We start from the raw sequence: 17089 nt of genomic DNA, 5'->3' as shown, positions 1-17089 counted from the left end.
GACGATGAGCCTTGTTCAAGATCTTGCTGACCAGCTCCGGGTGGCTCGGGAGGAGCTGCCGCTGCCGCAGGTTTCCGCGGCCGCCGAGCGGCTGCGCAGCGCGACCGGGCTGCTGGCCTGGGTGCTGCACCACAGCGCGACCCCGATCAGCGTGCCCGACCTGAGCCGTGCCGTCGAGCGCCTGGACCACGCCGCCGCCGCGCTGCGTGTCGCCCAGGACCGGCTCGACGAGTACGCGCTGGCGCTGGGCATGCCCATCGACACCCACGCCCGCCACCACGAGGGCTGGCCGAGCGCCGTGCCCGCCCAGGCCCCGCGCGGCGAGGCCAGCGGCTCCGCCGACTGCCGCCTGGCCGACTGGTGGGGCGAGCGGATCGCCGCGCTCACCGGCGAGGAGTTCTCCGCGTCCACGCTCGTCGGCGACCGCGCCGACGCCGCGCAGTCCAGCGCCGAGCTCTTGCGCCGCTGCGTGCAGGCGGCCCACGACGGCGACCGCCGGCGGCTGCACCGGCACCTGGCCGCCGCCGGACCCGCCGTCGGGCTGGGCCTGGCGGCGATCGCGCCACCGCTGCTGCGCCAGCTCGCCGCCGACCTGGTCGGCTACCCGCCGCGGCTGGAAGACCTGGCCCGGGTACGCCGGGCGGCCCTGCCGCTGCCCGCCGAACTGCTCCCGGCGCTGCCCGCCGAGGCGGCCGCGGAGATCGTGGCGCGGGTCTGCCACACCACGCCCCAGCGCACCGCCGACCGGGCCCCCACCCACCCGGTGGACGCCGCGACCGCCGCCGCGCTGCTGGTCGCCGCGCTGCTGCGGGCCAACGGCCGGTCCCCCGACGAGCTGAACCAGATCATCGAGGCCGAACGGGCCGCGGCCGGGGCCGCCCAGCAGCGGGCCGCCGAACGGGCCGAGGCCCACCGGGCCGCGCTGCGCATCACCGACAGCGGCCGCCGCCGCTCCGCCGTTGACGAGCTGGGCCGCGTCACGCAGCCCACGCGCCGCCGCAGCGGTGGCTGAACAGGACGCCGCGACTGCGCCGACCAGCCGAGGGATCGTCGCGGCGGTACGCAGGGAACTGGCCGCGGCCCGGCACGCCGCCCGCGCCTCGCTGGCCGCCACGGGGGCGGCCCGGGTCGCGGCGCTCGCGCAGCTTGACGCCGTCCGGCGCTCGGCCCCGATCCGGCGCGACGAGCTGCTGACGACCCGGGACACCGCCCTGGCCGAGGCCCGGGCCCGCCGGGAACGCGAGACCGCGAAACTCGGCCGAGGGCTGCTCGGGCTCGCCGAGGCGGCCGCGCCCGGCACCGCGGGCAGCCCGTGGACGGCGTGGCGGCCCGGCATGAAGCCGGAGCAGCAGGCCGGGCTCACCCCCGGGCTGCTGCGCATCGGCGCGCTGGTGCAGGAACCGGCTCCGCCGACGGCCGTCCCGGCCCTGGTGCCGCTGCTGGACACCGCGCACCTCGACGTGTCCGGCGACGGCACGGCAGCGGTGGACGCCCTGATCGGGGCGGTGCTGCTGCGCGCGCTGGCGTCGGTGCCGCCCGGTTCGCTGCGGATCAGCGTGTACGACCCGGGCCGGCTCGGCGGCGCACTGGCCGGGCTGGCCCCGCTGGCCCCGGCGGGCCTCATCTCGTACCTCGGGCCGGGCGGGCTCGCCCCGCTGCTCGACGACCTCGCCGAGCAGATCCGCCGGATCAACGAGAACGTGCTCGGCGGGGTCTACCTCAGTGTCGCCGAGCTGGCCGCCGAGACCGGCCGCCGTCCCGAGCCCTGGCGGGTCGCGGTGCTGCTGGCCGACCCGAACGGCGCGGAGCTGTCCAAGGCCGAACGCGCCCAGCTCGACCGGGTCACCCGCACCGGCGTCGCCGCCGGGGTGCACCTGATCAGCCGCGGGTTCGACCTCGCGGCGGACGCCGACGTCGAGACGATCGCGCTCCGGGCGGGCGGCACGGCGCGCACGAGCCTCACCGGCGAGATCCCCGTACGCCTCGACGCCCCACCCGGGGCCGCCCTGGTCACCGGGGTCTGCCGGGCGCTGGCCGAGCAGGCCACGGCCGGGCCGCCGCCGGTGCCGTTCGCCGCGCTGCTGCCCGACGAGATCTGGCAGCAGTCCTCGGCCGAGGCGCTGCGCGCGCCCATCGGCGAGGGCACCGACGGCCGGCTGGTCGAGCTGGTGCTCGGCGACGACCCGCCGCACGCCCTGATCGGCGGCCCGTCCGGCTCCGGCAAGACGAACCTGATCTACTGCTGGTTGGGCGCGCTCGCCACCCGCTACTCCCCCGCCGAGCTGTCGCTGTACCTGCTGGACTTCAAGGAGGGCGTGTCCTTCGCCCGCTTCGCCCCCGGCACCCGTGACCCCAGCTGGCTGCCGCAGGTGCGGCTGGTCGGCGTCAACGTCAACAGCGACCGCGAGTTCGGCCTGGCCCTGCTGCGCCACCTCGCCGAGGAGCTCAAGCGCCGGGCCGCCGCCGCCAAGCAGCACGAGGCGACCAAGCTGTCCGAATTGCGCGCCGAGGACCCGCAGGGCGTATGGCCGCGCATCGTCGCCGTGATCGACGAGTTCCAGGTGCTGCTGGGCGCGCGCGACGCGGTGACCAGCGAGGCCGTCGACCTGCTGGAGGACCTGGCCCGCCGGGGCCGCTCGCAGGGCATCCACCTGGTGCTGGCCAGCCAGGACGTGTCCGGCATCGAGGCCCTGTGGGGCCGCTCCGGGCTGGTCTCGCAGTTCACGCTGCGCGTCGCGCTGCCCAAGGCGCGCCGCATCCTGTCCGATGTGAACCTGGCCGCCGAGCTGATCCCGCGCTGCCATGCCGTGGTCAACGCCGACTCGGGCGTGCCGTCGGCGAACACCATCGTGCGGCTGCCCGACGCCGGCGACCGCGCGACGTGGCTCGGGCTGCAGGAGCAGCTGTGGTCGGCCCGGCCGGAGGAGGCCGAGCCGCCGCGGCTGTTCGACGGCGACTCCCGCCCGTTGTTCCCGTTGCTGCCCCCGCCGCCCGCGCCGGAACTGCCCGCTTCGGTGGGCGCGGTCGCCCTGCTCGGCGAGACCATCGACGTCGCGGGCCGCCCCGCCACGCTGCGGCTCAACCGCGCGCCGGGCCGCAACCTGGCCGTGCTCGGCACCCGGGCCGACGAGGCCTGCGCGGTGCTGCTCGCCGCCGGGCACGCCCTGGGCAGCCAGCACACGCCCGGCTCGGCCCGGTTCAGCGTGCTGTGCCTGGACTCCGACGCGACCACGCCCGCCAAGTCGCTGCACGCGGTGCTCGACGCCCGCCACCGCTGCGGCTGGTACGACGCCGACGGCGTCACCGGCCTGCTCGCCGAACTCGCCGCGGACACCGGCGAGCAGCCGCACTACGTGTTCGGCTTCGCCATGGACGCGGTCGCCGTGCGGCTGGCCGCCCGGCCCGGCCCCGGCCTGCCCAGCGGCCACGAGCTGCTGCGCACCGTGCTGGCCCGGGGGCCGGAGCGGCGTACCCACCTGCTCTGCTGGTGGCGCACGGTGGCCCGGCTGCGCGACGACCTCGGCGGGCCGGGAGCCCGCTTCGACGCGATCGGCGCGTGGGTGGCGCTGGACGCGCACGGGCCCGAGCTGTCCGCGCTCTACCCGCAGCCCGGCGGCCCGGCCTGGTTCCCCCGGCTCAACCGCGCCCTGCACTTCGACCGCTCGGTGCACCACCGCGCGCAGATCATCATCCCGTACGAGGTGGCCCCGTGACCTCCCCGCCGACGGTCCGCTACCGCGCGCTGATCGCCGACCTGGTCGCCGCGTCCCGGCGGCACGAGACGGCGCTGACCGCGGCCGTCCAGTCCCACGCCGACGGCATCGCCACCATCGAACACGACCTCGCCGCGGCCGACGACGCGGTGGTCGCCGCGACGGCCCGGATGGCCCACGCACAGCGCCTCGTCGCCCAGACCGACCTCGCGGCGGGCGCCCTGTGGGACGAGCTCAAGCAGGTACGCGGCCGCCGCGGCCGCCGCCTGGGCCCCGTGCCGCCACCCCTGCCGATACCCGAACAGCCCGCCACGACGGACCCGATCGCACTGCTCGAAACCGCCGCCGCCCGCATCGACCGGGCTCAGCGCGGCGGCGAGAAGCTGCCCCCGTTGATCCTCCCGCTGCTGTTCGCCCTCGGCGCGGCCTGCTCGGCCGTGGTCACCCTGCTCGCGGCCTTCCTCCAGAGCCAAGGCCCGGTCGGCCTCATCGCCGGCTGGCTGGTCCTGCTCGGCGCACCCCTGTCCGGCCTGCTCCCCGCAGGCGAACTCGCCGACCGCTGGTTCGGCGCACGCCTCGACCCCGGCGCCATAGCCCTGACCATCCTCGCCGGCATGCTCGCCACCACCGCCCTCACCCTCGCCTGACCAACCCCCCCGCGTTGATCATGAACTTATGGCACGGTTCGACGGCGTGTCGCTGCCACAACCTCATGATCGATCACGGACAGCCGGGCACGGCCGCGGAGTTCAGGAAAGGTGGTGTCGTTCGCGGACAACGGTGACCAGCTCGGCCATGATGTCGGTGAGGGCGAAGTCCTTCGGGGTGAAGACGCGGGCGACGCCGGCCTCGCGGAGCACCTCGGCGTCGTCGGAGGGGATGATGCCGCCGACGACGACCGGCAGGTCGGGCAGACCGGCCGCACGCAGCCCGGCCAGCACCGCGGGCACCGCGTTGAGGTGCGAGCCGGACAGCACCGACAACCCCACGAGGTCCACGTCCTCCTGCACCGCCGCCGCCACGATCTGCGCCGGGGTCAGCCGGATGCCCTGGTAGACGACCTCGAACCCGGCGTCGCGGGCGCGTACGGCGATCTGCTCCGCCCCGTTGGAGTGCCCGTCGAGGCCCGGCTTGCCGACCAGCAGCCGCAGCGCCGGGCGCTCCAGCTCGCGGGCCGTGGCCCGCACCCGCTCGCGCACCTCGGCCAGCGAGCCGTCCCCGCTGCCGGACACGCCGCTGCTCAGCCCGGTCGGCGCGCGGTACTCCCCGAACACCTCGCGCAGCACCCCGGCCCACTCCCCGGTGGTGACCCCGGCCCGGACGCATTCCAGCGTCGCCGGCATCAGGTTGCGCGATCCGGCGGCCTCGGCACGCAGCCGGTCCAGCGCCTCGGCGGCGGCCGACGCGTCGCGCTCGGCCCGCCAGCGGGTCACCGCGTCGATCGCCGCCTTCTCCACGGCCGGGTCGACCTGCTCGATGGCCTGCGCGCCGGCGGCGGTCAGCGGCGACGGCTCGGTCTCGGCGAAGCGGTTGACGCCGACCACCACGTCCTCGCCCGACTCGACCCGCCCACGGCGGCGGGCCAGCGAGGCGACCAGGGCGCTCTTGAGGTGCCCGCTCTCCACGGCGGCCACCGCGCCGCCGAGGTCCAGCACCTCGGCGAGCTGCCGGCGGGCCCCGTCGGCGATCTCGTCGACCAGCCCTTCGACGACGTGCGACCCGGCGAACAGGTCGGGGTATTCGAGCAGGTCGGACTCGTACGCCAGGACCTGCTGCAGGCGCAGGGACCACTGCTGGTCCCAGGGGCGGGGCAGGCCCAGGGCCTCGTTCCAGGCGGGCAGCTGCACGGCGCGGGCGCGGGCGTCGCGGGACATGGTGACGCCGAGCATCTCCAGCACGATCCGGGCGACGTTGTTCTCCGGCTGCGACTCGGTCAGGCCCAACGAGTTGACCTGTACGCCGTAGCGCAGGCGGCGCTGCCTGGGGTCGGTGACGCCGTACCGCTCGCGGGTGATCTCGTCCCAGAGCCGCCCGAACGCGCGCATCTTCGCCATCTCCTCGACGAAGCGCACACCGGAGTTGACGAAGAACGAGATGCGCTGCACGACGTCGCCCATGCGCTCGGGCGCGACCTGGCCGCCGTCGCGCACCCGGTCCAGCACGGCGACGGCGGTGGCCAGCGCGAAGCCGACCTCCTGCACGGGCGTCGCGCCGGCCTCCTGCAGGTGGTACGAGCAGATGTTGACCGGGTTCCAGGCCGGCGCGTTGGCCACCGTCCACGCGACGACGTCGGTGGTCAGGCGCAGCGACGGGCCGGGCGGGAAGATGTACGTCCCGCGCGACAGGTACTCCTTGATGATGTCGTTCTGGGTCGTCCCGGCCAGCGCGGCGGGGTCGGCGCCCTGCTCCTGCGCGACGGTGACGTACAGCGCGAGCAGCCACATCGCGGTGGCGTTGATCGTCATGCTGGTGTTGGCGGCGGCCAGGTCGATGCCGTCGAACAGGGCCCGCGCGTCGCCGAGGTGCGCCACCGGCACGCCGACCCGGCCCACCTCGCCCGCGGCGAGCTCGTGGTCGGGGTCGTAGCCGGTCTGCGTGGGCAGGTCGAACGCGACCGACAGGCCGGTCTGGCCCTTGGCCAGGTTGCGCCGGAACAGCGCGTTGGTGGCCGCCGCGTTCGAGTGGCCGGCGTAGGTGCGCATGACCCAGGGACGGTCACGATCGGCGAGACGTGGCTCCATACGCCGATGCTAAGTGAACGTTCAGTAACTTGTGCCGGTGAAGAATCTCACTGGGGCACGTGGCGTCCCTCGCGCCCGGCCGAGCAGGGGCGGGCGTCGATGACACGCTGACGTATCGTGCCGGGTGTGACTCACGAAGAGCTGGCGATCAGCGTCTCCGGGCTGCGCAAGTCCTATGCGGACAACGTCGCGGTCGCGGGGGTCGACCTGGCCGTGCCGCGCGGCGAGGTCTTCGCGCTGCTGGGCCCCAACGGGGCGGGCAAGACCACCACCGTGGAGATCCTGGAGGGCTTCCGCACCCGGGACTCCGGCACGGTCTCCGTGCTCGGCACGGACCCGGCGAAGGCCGACCGCGACTGGCGTCGCCGGGTCGGCATCGTGCTGCAGGGCACCGGCGAGTTCGACGAGCTCAAGGTGCACGAGGTGGTGCGCCACTTCGCGCGCTTCTACCCGAACCCGGCCGACCCCGACGAGGTCATCGAGCGGGTCGGGCTGAGCGAGAAGGCGAACTCGCGTACCCACACCCTCTCCGGCGGCCAGAAGCGCCGCCTCGATGTGGCCCTGGGCATCGTCAACCAGCCCGAGGTGCTGTTCCTCGACGAGCCGACGACGGGCTTCGACCCGGCCGCCCGCCGCGAGTTCTGGGATCTGATCCGGGCGCTGTCGCACACCGGCACCACGATCCTGCTGACCACGCACTACCTGGACGAGGCCGAGGCGCTCGCCGACCGGGTCGGCGTGATCGCCCGCGGCACGATGATCGCCGTGTCGACCCCCGCCGAACTGGGCGGGCGCCACCTGGCCACGGCCACCGTGAGCTGGCGCGACGACAACGGCACGCATTCGGAGGAGACCGACCGGCCCACCGAGGTGGTGCAGCGGCTGGCCGCCTCGTTCGGCGGCGAGGTGCCGGAGCTGACCGTCACCCGGCCCACGCTGGAGGACGTCTACCTGAAGATGATCGGCGAGAACGGGCAGGGAGCGGCGTGAACGAGCGCAGCGAGCGAACCATGTCATCGGCCGATGCCGCCGACGAGCGCAGCGAGGAGAAGGCATGAGCGCGCAGACCGCGGCACAGGAGACGGCGCGGCCCGCCGCGCGGCAGGCCAAGGGTGGCGGCGGGCTGAGCCTGGCTCTGGCGCAGGGCGGGATCGAGTTCAAGCAGTTCGTGCGTACCCGGGAGTCCCTGGTCTTCACGCTGCTCTTCCCCGTCATGCTGATGCTGATCTTCGGGTCGATCTTCGGCAGCGTGGTCATCACCCCGCCCGGCGAGAACCCGGCGGTGACCCTGTCGCAGTACTTCGTCACCGGCATGATCGCCTCCGGCATCATGGCCACCGGTTTCCAGAACCTGGCGATCACCATCCCGATCGAGCGCGACCGGGGTGTGCTCAAGCGCTACCGCGGCACCCCCATGCCGAAGTGGGTGTTCTTCGCCGGCAAGATCCTGTGCGTGGCGGCGCTCGCCTTCATCAGCGTCGTCATGCTGCTGGCCGTCGCGGTCGCCTTCTACGACCTGCGACTGCCCGACACCGGGCAGAAGTGGTTCACCTTCGGCTGGGTCAGCGTGCTCGGCCTGATCGCCTGCACGCTGTGCGGCATCGCGTTCTCCGGCGTCGCGAAGACCGGCCGGGCCGGACCGGCCGTGGTCACCCCGATCGCGCTGATCCTGCAGTTCACCTCGGGCGTGTTCTTCGAGTACGACGACCTGCCGCCGTGGATGCAGCAGTTCGCCGCGCTGTTCCCGCTGAAGTGGATGTGCCAGGGCCTGCGCAGCGTGTTCCTGCCCGAGTCCTTCGCGAGCCAGGAGGTCGCCGGCTCGTACGAGCTGGGCAAGGTCGCCCTCGTGCTCGTCGCCTGGTGCGTCGGCGGGCTGGTCCTGTGCCTGGTCGGGTTCCGCTGGACGAGCAAGCGGGAGGGCTGATGCAGCGCCGCCGGGCGTTGCGGATCGCCGCGGGGGTGACCCTCGGCGCGGCGGCGCTCGGCGGGGTCGCGCTCTGGCGCGGCAGCCGCCCCGACGACGCGGAGACCGCCGCCAAGCTGGTCCCGGACGTGCCGCTCGGCGACGAGCGCCTGGAGCAGCGCTCCTCGGCGGCGCGGGGTGCGACCGTGGACTTCTACACGGCGGTGCCCGCGGGCCACGGCGACGGCCGCGGCCTGCCGGTGTGCCTGGTGCTGCACGGCGCGTCGGCGACGGCCGCGAACTTCCCGGGCTTCGGCTTCGGGCGTTTCCTCAGCGACGCCGCCCGGCGCGGCGTGCCGCCGTTCGTGCTGGCCGGGGCCACCGGTGGGCGGCTGCGCTGGGAGCCGTCGGGGGCCGACGACCCGCAGCGGATGGCGTACGAGGAGATCCCGGCCTGGTGCGCCGAGCGGGGCTTCGACACCACTCGCCTGGCCCTGTGGGGCTGGTCGATGGGCGGCTACGGGGCGCTGCGGCTGGCCCAGTCGCACCCGGGGGCGTATCGCGCGGTGGCGGCCTTCTCGCCCGCTGTGGCGCCCGGAGACCGGGTCTTCGCGGGCGCCTCCGCCCTGACGGGCACGCCCGTCGCGCTGTGGTGCGGCGAGCAGGACGGCTTCTACGAGGACGTGCGCGCCCTGGCCGCCACGATCCCGGCCGCCACCACGGGGTATGCCCCAGGCGCGCACACCCGCACCTACTGGAACTCCATCACCCCGGCCGCCTTCGACTTCCTCGGCCGCGCCCTGTCCGCGGCGTGACCTGCTCGCCGCCGGCCCGTGTCGCGGGCCGGCGGGGCCGGGGTGCCGTCGGTCAGTACGTGTAGAAGCCCTTGCCGGACTTGCGGCCCAGTTCACCGGCGGTGACCATGCGCTGGAGCAGCTCCGGCGGGAAGAACTTCGGGTCGGCGGTGTCGGTGTAGATGTTGCGGGCGGCGTGCGCCAGGATGTCCACGCCGGTCAGGTCGGTGGTGGCCAGCGGGCCCATGGCGTGGCCGAAGCCCAGCTTGCAGGCCGTGTCCAGGTCCTCGGGGGTGCACACGCCCGACTCGACGAGCTTGACCGCCTCCACGACCAGCGCCGCGATCAGGCGGGTGGTGACGAAGCCCGCGATGTCGCGGTTCACCACGATGCAGGTCTTGCCGATGCCCTCGGCGAACGCCCGCGCGGTGGCCAGCGTCTCGTCGCTGGTGCGGTGGCCGCGGACCAGCTCGCACAGCTTCATCATCGGCACCGGCGAGAAGAAGTGGGTGCCCACGACCATCTCGGGGCGCTGCGTGGCCGCCGCGATCTGGGTGATCGGGATGGCGGAGGTGTTGGTGCCGAGCACCGCGTCCGGCTTGCAGATGCGGTCCAGCGCCCGGAACACCTCCTGCTTGATCTCCAGCTTCTCGAAGACCGCCTCGATCACGATGTCGGCCTCGGCCGCGGCCTCTAGGTCCGTGGTGGTGGTGATACGCCCCAGCGCGTCCTGGGCGTCCTGTTCGGTGATGGTGCCCTTGGCCGCGAACCGGCCCAGCGAGGTGCGGATGCCGTCCAGACCGCGCCCGGTGGCCGCGTCGTCGAGGTCGCGCAGCGTGACCTGCCATCCGGCCTGCGCCGCCACCTGGGCGATACCGGCGCCCATGAGTCCCGCCCCGATGACCGCGAGCTTGCCTGCCATTGCACTGCCTCCCACTGGGTGAACCGCTCGTCGTCGGCCGCCGGTGCAGCCGCCGACCGCAGTCGAGCCTAAACGATCGCTCAGGGGACCGGGAACGGCCTCGCGACCCCGCCGCCGGGGTGCAAACTGGGATCATGCCTGCTAGTGCCTACCTTGCCGGCCCGATGATCGCGATGCTGACGATCGCGGTCCTCGCCGTGGTCCTGCACCGCGGACTGCAGCGCGACGCCGAGACACCCGTGCCGCTCGCGCCGAGCCCCGCCCTCGACGACTACGGCCTGCTCGCCAGCGCCGCGGTGGTCCGTACCCTCGCCGACGCGACGCTCATCCGTGAGCACCTGCACAGCGTCGGCATCCGCGCCACGCTCGCCACCGCACCCGACGGCCGGATCCGGGTGCTGGTCTTCGCCGACGAGGTGAGCCGCGCCCGCCGCGTGGTCGGCGAAACCCGCTGAACCCCGGTTGCCGTCAACGCCGCCGGCACCCGGTCCCACCACCGCGCCCGGCCCGGCCCGGCCCCGCAACTCTTAAAAACTTGCGGCCTCAGGACTGTCCTGAGGCCGCAAGTTTTTAAGAGTTGCGCCGGAGGGGGCGGGTCAGAAGCCGTACTCGGGGTCGGCGGGGGTTTCGGCGCGTTCGACCTCGACGCCTAGGGCGCGGAGGTCGCGGGCGAAGTCGGGGTAGCCGCGGTCGATGTGGTGGACGGCGCGCACGGTGGTCACGCCGTCGCCGCAGAGGCCGGCGATGACCAGGCCGGCCCCGGCCCGGATGTCGCTGGCGGTGACCTCGGCGCTGGACAGCCGGTCCCGGCCGCGGACCATGGCGTGGTGGCCCTCGATGCGGATGTCCGCGCCGAGCCGCTTGAGCTCCTCGGCGAACATGAACCGCCCGTCGAAGATGTTCTCCGTGATCAGCGAGACGCCGTCGGCCACCGCGGCCATGCCGATCGCCATCGGCAGCAGGTCGGTGGCGAAACCCGGGAAGGGCAGCGTGCGTACGTCCACCGCGCTGGGCCGGTCGGCGATGCGCACCCGGAACCAGTCGGGGCCGTAGTCGACCGCACCGCCCGCCTGCTGGATCTTGTCGAGGGCGATCTCCAGGCAGCGCGGGTCGATGCCGCGCACCGTGACGTCGCCGCGGGTCATCGCGGCCCCGAAGGCCCAGGTGCCCGCCACGATGCGGTCGCCGATGGTGGCGTGCTCGACGGGCCGGAGCGCGCTGACGCCGTGCACGGTCAGCTCGGAGGTGCCCGCGCCCTCGATCCGTGCGCCCATCGCGGTCAGCATCCGGCAGATGTCGACGATCTCCGGCTCGCGCGCCACGTTGTCGATCACCGTGGTGCCGCGTGCCAGCACGGCCGCCATCAGCAGGTTCTCGGTCGCGCCGACGCTGGGGAAGTCCAGGCTGATCTTCGCCCCGTGCAGGCCGGACGGGGCTTCGGCGACGACGAAGCCGTGCTCGCCGCTGATGTCGGCGCCCATCTTCGCCAGGCCGGACACGTGCATGTCCAGCCCGCGCGAGCCGATCGCGTCGCCGCCCGGGTGCGCGACCCGGACCCTGCCGCAGCGCGCGAGCAGCGGCCCGAGCACGCAGATCGACGCGCGCAGCCGGCGCACCAGCTCGTAGTCGGCCTCGGGGTGCAGTTTCGCTGGCACGTCGATGCGCACCTGGTCGTCGGAGAAGACGACGCCGGCGCCCAGCCGCCGCAGCACCTCGCCCATCAGCGCGATGTCGGTGATGCGCGGCACGTTGGTTATCACGCTCTCGCCCTCGGCGAGCAGCGCCGCCGCCATCAGCTTGAGCGCGCTGTTCTTCGCGCCGACCACGCCGACCGCGCCGGCCAGCCGTACGCCGCCCTTGACCCGGATCACATCCACGTCGGCCATCGTAGAAGCCAGGCCCCCCGTTCGGACGTCCGCCAGCAACGCGCCGACGGACTCACCACCGTCGGCCACCATTAGGCTCGCTGTCATGGCTGTTCACCTCACCCGCATCTACACCAGGACCGGCGACGCCGGCACCACCGCGCTCGGCAACGGCGAGCGCGTGGACAAGACCGATCCGCGCATCGCCGCGTACGCCGATGTGGACGAGTGCAACGCCGCGCTGGGAGTGGCGCTCGCTCTGGGCAACCTAGCCGATGATGTGCGCGACGTGCTCACCCTCATCCAGAACGACCTGTTCGATGTGGGCGCCGACCTGTGCAACCCGATCACCCCCGATCCGAAGTACCCGCCGCTGCGCGTCACGCAGGACTACGTCACCCGCCTGGAGGGCTGGTGCGACGAGTTCAACGCGCGACTGGCCAAGCTGGATTCTTTTATCCTGCCGGGGGGTTCTCCGGGAGCGGCCCTGCTGCACGTCGCGCGGACCACCGCCCGGCGCGCGGAACGTTCCTCGTTCGCGCTGCTGAGCGTGGACGCGGAGCGCACCGGCCCGCTGCCCGCACAGTATCTCAACCGGCTCTCCGATCTGCTGTTCATCCTCGGAAGAGTCGCCAATTCCGACGGCGCGGCGGACGTGAAGTGGGTGCCCGGGGCCAACCGGTGAGCCTGCACCACGTCGAGGTGTGGGTGCCGGACCTGGCCGCGACCGAGCGCTCCTGGGGCTGGCTGCTGACCGAGCTGGGCTGGACCGAGCATCAGCGGTGGGCGGCCGGGGTCTCCTGGCGGCACGGCACGGCGTACGTCGTCTTCGAGTGCTCGCCGGACCTGACCGGCGGGCGGCACGAGCGGCGCGCCCCCGGGCTGAACCACCTGGCGCTGCACGCGGGCTCCCCGGCCGACGTGGACCGGCTGGTCGCGGCGGCGGGTGAGCACGGCTGGCGGCTGCTGTTCGCCGACCGGCACCCGCACGCGGGCGGCCCGGACAGCTACGCGGCCTACCTGGAGGACGAGCAGGGCTACGAGGTCGAACTGGTCGCGGCCCGGTAAAAGGGCGGATCCGGCGCGCGGGGTCCACACCGTGACTACCGTGAGCCCATGGCCGCTGCGATCGTCGCGGAAGGTCTGGTCAAGCGGTACGGCTCGGCGACCGCGCTGGCCGGGCTGTCCTTGAGCGTGCCGGAGGGCACCGTGCTGGGCCTGCTCGGACCCGACCGGGCCGGCAAGACGACCGCGGTGCGCATCATGGCGACGCTGCTGCGCCCGGACGCCGGCCGATGCCTCGTCAACGGCGTCGACGTGCTGACCCACCCGGCCTGGGCACGCCCGGACATCGGCGTGTGCGGGCAGCGGCCGGCCGTCGACGCCTTCCTCACCGGCTTCGAGAACCTGGAACAGCTCGGCAGGCTGCACCGGCTCGGCCGCCGCCGGGCCCGCGCGCGGGCCGAGGAGCTGCTGGAACGCTTCCACCTGAGCGAGGCCGCGCACCGGCGGGTGAGCTGCTATCCCGCCGGGATGCGCCGCCGCCTCGACTTGGCCTGCGCGCTGGTGGCCGCCCCCGCCGTGGTGCTGCTCGACGAGCCCACGGCGGGGCTGGACCAGCGCAGCCGGCTGGGCATCTGGGACGTGATCAGCGAGCGGGTCCGCGACGGCACGACCCTGCTGCTGGCGACCCGGCAGCTGGAGGAGGCCGACGAACTGGCCGACGAGATCGTGGTGCTCGACCGCGGGCACGTGCTCGCCCGGGGCACTCCGGAGCAGCTCACCCGGCAGATCGGCGGGGAACGGCTGCAGGTCGTGCTGGGCGACCGGGCCGAGACCCAGGTCGCCGAGGACATCCTGAACCGGGTCTGCGGCGGCCAGGCCGTGGTCTTCCTGGACCAGCACCTGGTGCAGGCCCCGGTCGTGTCCGGCGCGCAGGCCCTGGTCGAGCTGGTGCGCCGGCTCGACGCGGCCGGCATCGAGCCGGTCGACATCGGCATCCACCGGGCCAGCCTCGACGACGTCTTCCGCAAACTCACCGGCCAGGCCGCCACCCCCACCCTGGCCGACGAGGAGGCCCGGACCTGAACGAAGGAAGGGCACCTTCTACAACACATGGCGATGTGAAGGTGCCCTTCCTTACCACGACCCCGGGGCGGCGAGGAGATGACATGAGCGAGTTCGCGGCGGTGGCGCAGGACGTGTGGGTGACGGCTCGGCGCGGGCTGGTACGCGGGCGGCGCGAGCCCCGGCTGCTCGTCCTGCCGCTGCTGCAGCCGGTGCTGTTCCTGCTGCTGTTCGGGGTGTTGCTGGGCGGCGTGATCAGCGTGCCGGGTGTCGCGGGTTATCCGGACTTCCTGATCCCCGGCCTGATCGTGCAGGCCGTCGCGCTCACTGCCGGGATGGCCGCGGTCGACGTCGCGCGCGACGTGCGCCACGGCATGGTCGACCGGTTCCGGGCGCTGCCGGCGCCGGGGGGTGCGGTGCTGTTCGGGCGTACCGTCTCGGACCTGCTCCGGATCGCGATGACGGCGGTGGTCGCCGCGGCGGCGGGGGTGATCGCGGGCTGGCGCGTCCACAGCGGCCCCGCTGCGGCCGCCGCGGGCTTGCTGCTTGTCCTGACCTTCGGGTACGCCGTCGCGTGGCTGTCCGTGCTCGTGGGGCTGTCCGCACGCACACCCCGCGCAGCGCGGGCCGTCATGCCGGTGTGCCTCGTCGCGCTGACGTTCGTGTCGAACGTGCTCGCGCCGCCGGACACCATGCCGCCGTGGCTGCGCCCGCTCGCCGAGGCGAACCCGGTCTCGGCCGTCGTCACGGCGCTGCGCGTGCTCTGGGGCGACGAACCCGCCGGCTCCGGCGCGACCGCGGCTTCGGCGTACCCGCCGGCCCTGGTCTGGATCTTCGCGGTGCTGGTGGCGGCGATCCCGCTCGCGCTGCGCCGCTACCGCCGCACGCCCGCGCCCTGACCCGGCCTTCGCCTACGTGGAGTAGGGGGCGGCGGCTTCGAGCCAGGAGAGGAAGCCGGTGACGGTGTGCAGGGGCATGGCGATCTCCACCTGGGCCCGCGAGTCGGCGCACTGCAGGACGACCCAGTCGGCGGGCACGAGCACCGACTCCTCCGCGCTGGGCGCACGCCGGGCGACGACCTTCAGGTCGCGCCGGGAAAGGGTGCGGCGGGGGCGCGGGGACAGGCTGAACATCCGATACCAGCGCAGGTCGTCGCCGCGGAACTGGGCGAAGCCGGGTGCCCAGCCGCGCCCTCCGGCGGTCTGGCGCAGCCGGAGGTAGAGCTCGACGGTGCCGTGGCCGCGGGCGAAGACCTCGCGGCGCACGAACAGGCCCGCCAGCAGGGCGAGCAGGACGACGAGGCCGATGGCGACTACTTCGAGCAGCGACCTCATCGTCGTGGGCGGCGCTGGTCGCTCAGTGGCGGGCGGCCGGAGTGACCGGGGCGACGGTCTCTGCCAGCACCGTCACGCCCTCGGTCGTGACGGACAGGAAGCCGCCGAAGACCTCGTAGGCCACTTCCTCGCCGCCGGGGAGGATGATGCGCACCCCGCCCGGGTTCGCCAGCTGGCCGAGCAGCGGCGCGTGGCTGGGCAACACGCCCAGCTCGCCCTCGGTGGTGCGGGCGATGACCATCTCGGCCTGCCCGGACCAGACCTTCTCCTCGACGGCGACGAGCTCGACCTGGAGCAGCTTGGCCACGATGACTCCTCAGGTGTGCAAGATTGGTGCAGCGAGTCTAACCGCCGGTGATCAGCGGCCCCCAACAGGACCGGTCAGTGTGAGCTAACCGGCCACCATCACTTACCCAGCATTTCGGGATGGAACGCCACGAAGTTCTCGACCGAGCCCGCCGCGACCGAGGCGAGGAACTGCCGGGAGTACATGTCCAGCTGCTCGCCCAGGTACTGGTACTTCATCTTGGGCTTGGACTTCTTCTTCTTGTCGTCCTTCTTGTCGCCGTCGTCGTCGCCGTCGTCGCCGTCGTCGCCGTCGTCACCGCCCCCGTCGTCGCCCTCGTCGTCGTCCTTGCCCTTGTCGACGACGTAGCGGCCCACCCCGCCACCGGACAGCTTCACCATGTGCACGGTGCTCGGGCGCAGATCCTGCAGCGCGAACGCCCAGTCGATCACGCCGTGCCCGCGGCCGCTGAAGGTGAGCGACGAGCCGGCCGCGCGCAGCACGGTGTCCATCTGCAGCGGGTCGCCCAGCACGTCGTCGCTGAACGCCTTGGCGATCATCGCGCGGACCAGCTGCTGCTGGTGCCGCTGGCGGGCGTAGTCCCCACCGGTCACGTAGCGCTGCCGGGCGTAGTCCAGCGCCTGCCAGCCCTTGAAGTGGCGCATGCCCGGCTCGTAGATCATCTGCTCGCCGACGTACCCGGTGCTGCTCGCGCCCCGGTCCCGGGGGTCGCCGTCGGGCTCCAGGTGGATCGAGGCGACCCGCTCGTCGACCATCATGTCGATGCCGCCCAGGGCGTCGATCACGTCCTTGAACCCGCTGAAGTCGATGATCGCCCCGGCGTCGAACCGCGCGATCCCGGTGTACTGGCTGACCGTCGCGGCCAGCAGCTCGAAGCCCTGGGCGTGGTTGGCACGCCGGTCGCCGGGCACCATCGAGCCGAAGTACATCGCGTGCGCGAGCTTGTCCGCGGGGTTGCCGCCGTAGCCGGACTTGGCGAACGGCGGGATGGCCACCAGCAGGTCCCGGGGCAGCGAGAAGAGATAGCCCCGGTCGAGGCCGGCGGGGATGTGCATGACCAGGATCGAGTCGGCCCGCGGGATCCAGAACGGGTCGTTGTGCCGCGGGTCGATGCCCGCCAGCAGGATGTTGAGCGGCCCCTTGATGTCCTCCGGCCGTGGCGGCGCCTGCCGGCCCGGCGTCTGGTCGCCGAAGAGGTCCTCGCTGTGGATCGCGCTCTCGTAGCGCGCGAGCACGCGGTCCACGGTGACCAGGGACGCACCGGCCAGCATCATCAGCGCCGTGCCCGCGAGCACGCTCCAGCGGGCCCAGCGCGCCGCGGCACGCCACCGTTTCGCCACCATGATGTGGCTAACGAGGCAGATGCGACCTTCGCTCCTACCGTCCCGCGTCGGAGGCCGGACGCGAAGCGGCCCCCGTCCCGGTCGGGACGGGGGCCGCTTC

17 protein-coding genes are annotated in these 17089 nt (G+C 73.6%); 11 read left to right on the top strand and 6 right to left on the bottom strand.

The window, feature by feature from the left end:
- The first annotated feature begins 4 nt into the window (after nt 1–4).
- From ACFQO7_RS18315 to ACFQO7_RS18305, 3 genes are read left to right on the top strand one after another with little or no spacing between them, the layout of a single operon-like run.
- Nucleotides 5–1012, top strand: a complete 1008-nt coding sequence (locus tag ACFQO7_RS18315; RefSeq protein ID WP_376807480.1) for a hypothetical protein — start codon at nt 5–7, stop codon at nt 1010–1012.
- Complete coding sequence (locus ACFQO7_RS18310) at nt 1005–3713, top strand: FtsK/SpoIIIE domain-containing protein (protein WP_376807479.1); 2709 nt, start codon at nt 1005–1007, stop codon at nt 3711–3713. Before ACFQO7_RS18315 ends, ACFQO7_RS18310 begins: the two co-directional genes overlap by 8 nt.
- The gene (locus ACFQO7_RS18305) at nt 3710–4360 is read left to right on the top strand and encodes a hypothetical protein (protein ID WP_376807478.1); all 651 of its coding nucleotides are present in this window, start codon (nt 3710–3712) and stop codon (nt 4358–4360) included. Before ACFQO7_RS18310 ends, ACFQO7_RS18305 begins: the two co-directional genes overlap by 4 nt.
- Nucleotides 4361–4462: 102 nt before the next feature.
- Here the strand turns inward: ACFQO7_RS18305 and ACFQO7_RS18300 are convergent, their stop codons facing one another.
- Nucleotides 4463–6454, bottom strand: a complete 1992-nt coding sequence (locus ACFQO7_RS18300; RefSeq protein ID WP_376807477.1) for a protein meaA — start codon at nt 6452–6454, stop codon at nt 4463–4465.
- A 126-nt stretch (nt 6455–6580) separates the two neighbouring features.
- Here ACFQO7_RS18300 and ACFQO7_RS18295 point away from each other — a divergent pair, with 126 nt between their 5' ends.
- The 3 genes from ACFQO7_RS18295 (at nt 6581) to ACFQO7_RS18285 (ending at nt 9172) form a co-directional block, all read left to right on the top strand.
- Nucleotides 6581–7444 (top strand): ABC transporter ATP-binding protein, encoded by an 864-nt coding sequence (locus ACFQO7_RS18295; RefSeq protein WP_376807476.1) that lies wholly within the window; start codon nt 6581–6583, stop codon nt 7442–7444.
- A gap of 64 nt (nt 7445–7508) precedes the next feature.
- Nucleotides 7509–8378: an ABC transporter permease gene (locus ACFQO7_RS18290; RefSeq protein WP_376807475.1), complete on the top strand. Its 870-nt coding sequence runs from the start codon at nt 7509–7511 to the stop codon at nt 8376–8378.
- A complete protein-coding gene (locus tag ACFQO7_RS18285; protein WP_376807474.1) occupies nt 8378–9172 on the top strand; it encodes an alpha/beta hydrolase in 795 nt (264 codons plus the stop codon). The genes ACFQO7_RS18290 and ACFQO7_RS18285 overlap by 1 nt, the downstream gene beginning before the upstream one ends.
- A gap of 52 nt (nt 9173–9224) precedes the next feature.
- Here the strand turns inward: ACFQO7_RS18285 and ACFQO7_RS18280 are convergent, their stop codons facing one another.
- Nucleotides 9225–10073 carry a 3-hydroxyacyl-CoA dehydrogenase family protein gene (locus tag ACFQO7_RS18280; protein WP_376807473.1) on the bottom strand — a complete coding sequence of 283 codons (849 nt, stop codon included), beginning with the start codon at nt 10071–10073 and terminating at the stop codon, nt 9225–9227.
- Nucleotides 10074–10207: 134 nt separating this feature from the next.
- On the opposite strand from ACFQO7_RS18280, the gene ACFQO7_RS18275 reads away from it, so the two are divergent.
- On the top strand, nt 10208–10528 hold the full coding sequence (locus ACFQO7_RS18275; RefSeq protein ID WP_360520869.1) for a hypothetical protein: 321 nt from the start codon (nt 10208–10210) through the stop codon (nt 10526–10528).
- A gap of 141 nt (nt 10529–10669) precedes the next feature.
- Here ACFQO7_RS18275 and murA read toward each other — a convergent pair whose 3' ends face one another.
- Nucleotides 10670–11959, bottom strand: coding sequence for a UDP-N-acetylglucosamine 1-carboxyvinyltransferase (murA, locus tag ACFQO7_RS18270; protein ID WP_376807576.1), 1290 nt, complete (start codon nt 11957–11959; stop codon nt 10670–10672).
- An 85-nt stretch (nt 11960–12044) separates the two neighbouring features.
- Between murA and ACFQO7_RS18265 the strand changes: the two genes are divergently transcribed.
- The 4 genes from ACFQO7_RS18265 (at nt 12045) to ACFQO7_RS18250 (ending at nt 14904) form a co-directional block, all read left to right on the top strand.
- On the top strand, nt 12045–12623 hold the full coding sequence (locus ACFQO7_RS18265) for a cob(I)yrinic acid a,c-diamide adenosyltransferase (protein ID WP_360520875.1): 579 nt from the start codon (nt 12045–12047) through the stop codon (nt 12621–12623).
- Nucleotides 12620–13006, top strand: a complete 387-nt coding sequence (locus ACFQO7_RS18260; RefSeq protein ID WP_376807472.1) for a VOC family protein — start codon at nt 12620–12622, stop codon at nt 13004–13006. The genes ACFQO7_RS18265 and ACFQO7_RS18260 overlap by 4 nt, the downstream gene beginning before the upstream one ends.
- Before the next feature lie 48 nt (nt 13007–13054).
- Nucleotides 13055–14026 (top strand): ATP-binding cassette domain-containing protein, encoded by a 972-nt coding sequence (locus ACFQO7_RS18255; protein ID WP_376807471.1) that lies wholly within the window; start codon nt 13055–13057, stop codon nt 14024–14026.
- Nucleotides 14027–14109: 83 nt separating this feature from the next.
- A complete protein-coding gene (locus ACFQO7_RS18250; RefSeq protein WP_376807470.1) occupies nt 14110–14904 on the top strand; it encodes an ABC transporter permease in 795 nt (264 codons plus the stop codon).
- 12 nt (nt 14905–14916) lie between these two features.
- On the opposite strand, the gene ACFQO7_RS18245 is transcribed toward ACFQO7_RS18250, so the two are convergent.
- From ACFQO7_RS18245 to ACFQO7_RS18235, 3 genes are all read right to left on the bottom strand, one after another.
- Nucleotides 14917–15339, bottom strand: a complete 423-nt coding sequence (locus ACFQO7_RS18245) for a DUF2550 domain-containing protein (RefSeq protein WP_203696936.1) — start codon at nt 15337–15339, stop codon at nt 14917–14919.
- A 22-nt stretch (nt 15340–15361) separates the two neighbouring features.
- Nucleotides 15362–15646 carry a F0F1 ATP synthase subunit epsilon gene (locus ACFQO7_RS18240; RefSeq protein ID WP_376807469.1) on the bottom strand — a complete coding sequence of 95 codons (285 nt, stop codon included), beginning with the start codon at nt 15644–15646 and terminating at the stop codon, nt 15362–15364.
- Between the two features lie 98 nt (nt 15647–15744).
- On the bottom strand, nt 15745–16986 hold the full coding sequence (locus tag ACFQO7_RS18235; RefSeq protein ID WP_376807468.1) for an LCP family protein: 1242 nt from the start codon (nt 16984–16986) through the stop codon (nt 15745–15747).
- Between the last annotated feature and the right edge of the window lie 103 nt (nt 16987–17089).

This window comes from Catellatospora aurea (genome assembly GCF_042663325.1).
Classification (GTDB): Bacteria; Actinomycetota; Actinomycetes; order Mycobacteriales; family Micromonosporaceae; genus Catellatospora; species Catellatospora aurea.
The sequence above is the reverse complement of the archived record's forward strand: the minus strand, read 5'-3'. Positions and strand labels throughout refer to the sequence as shown.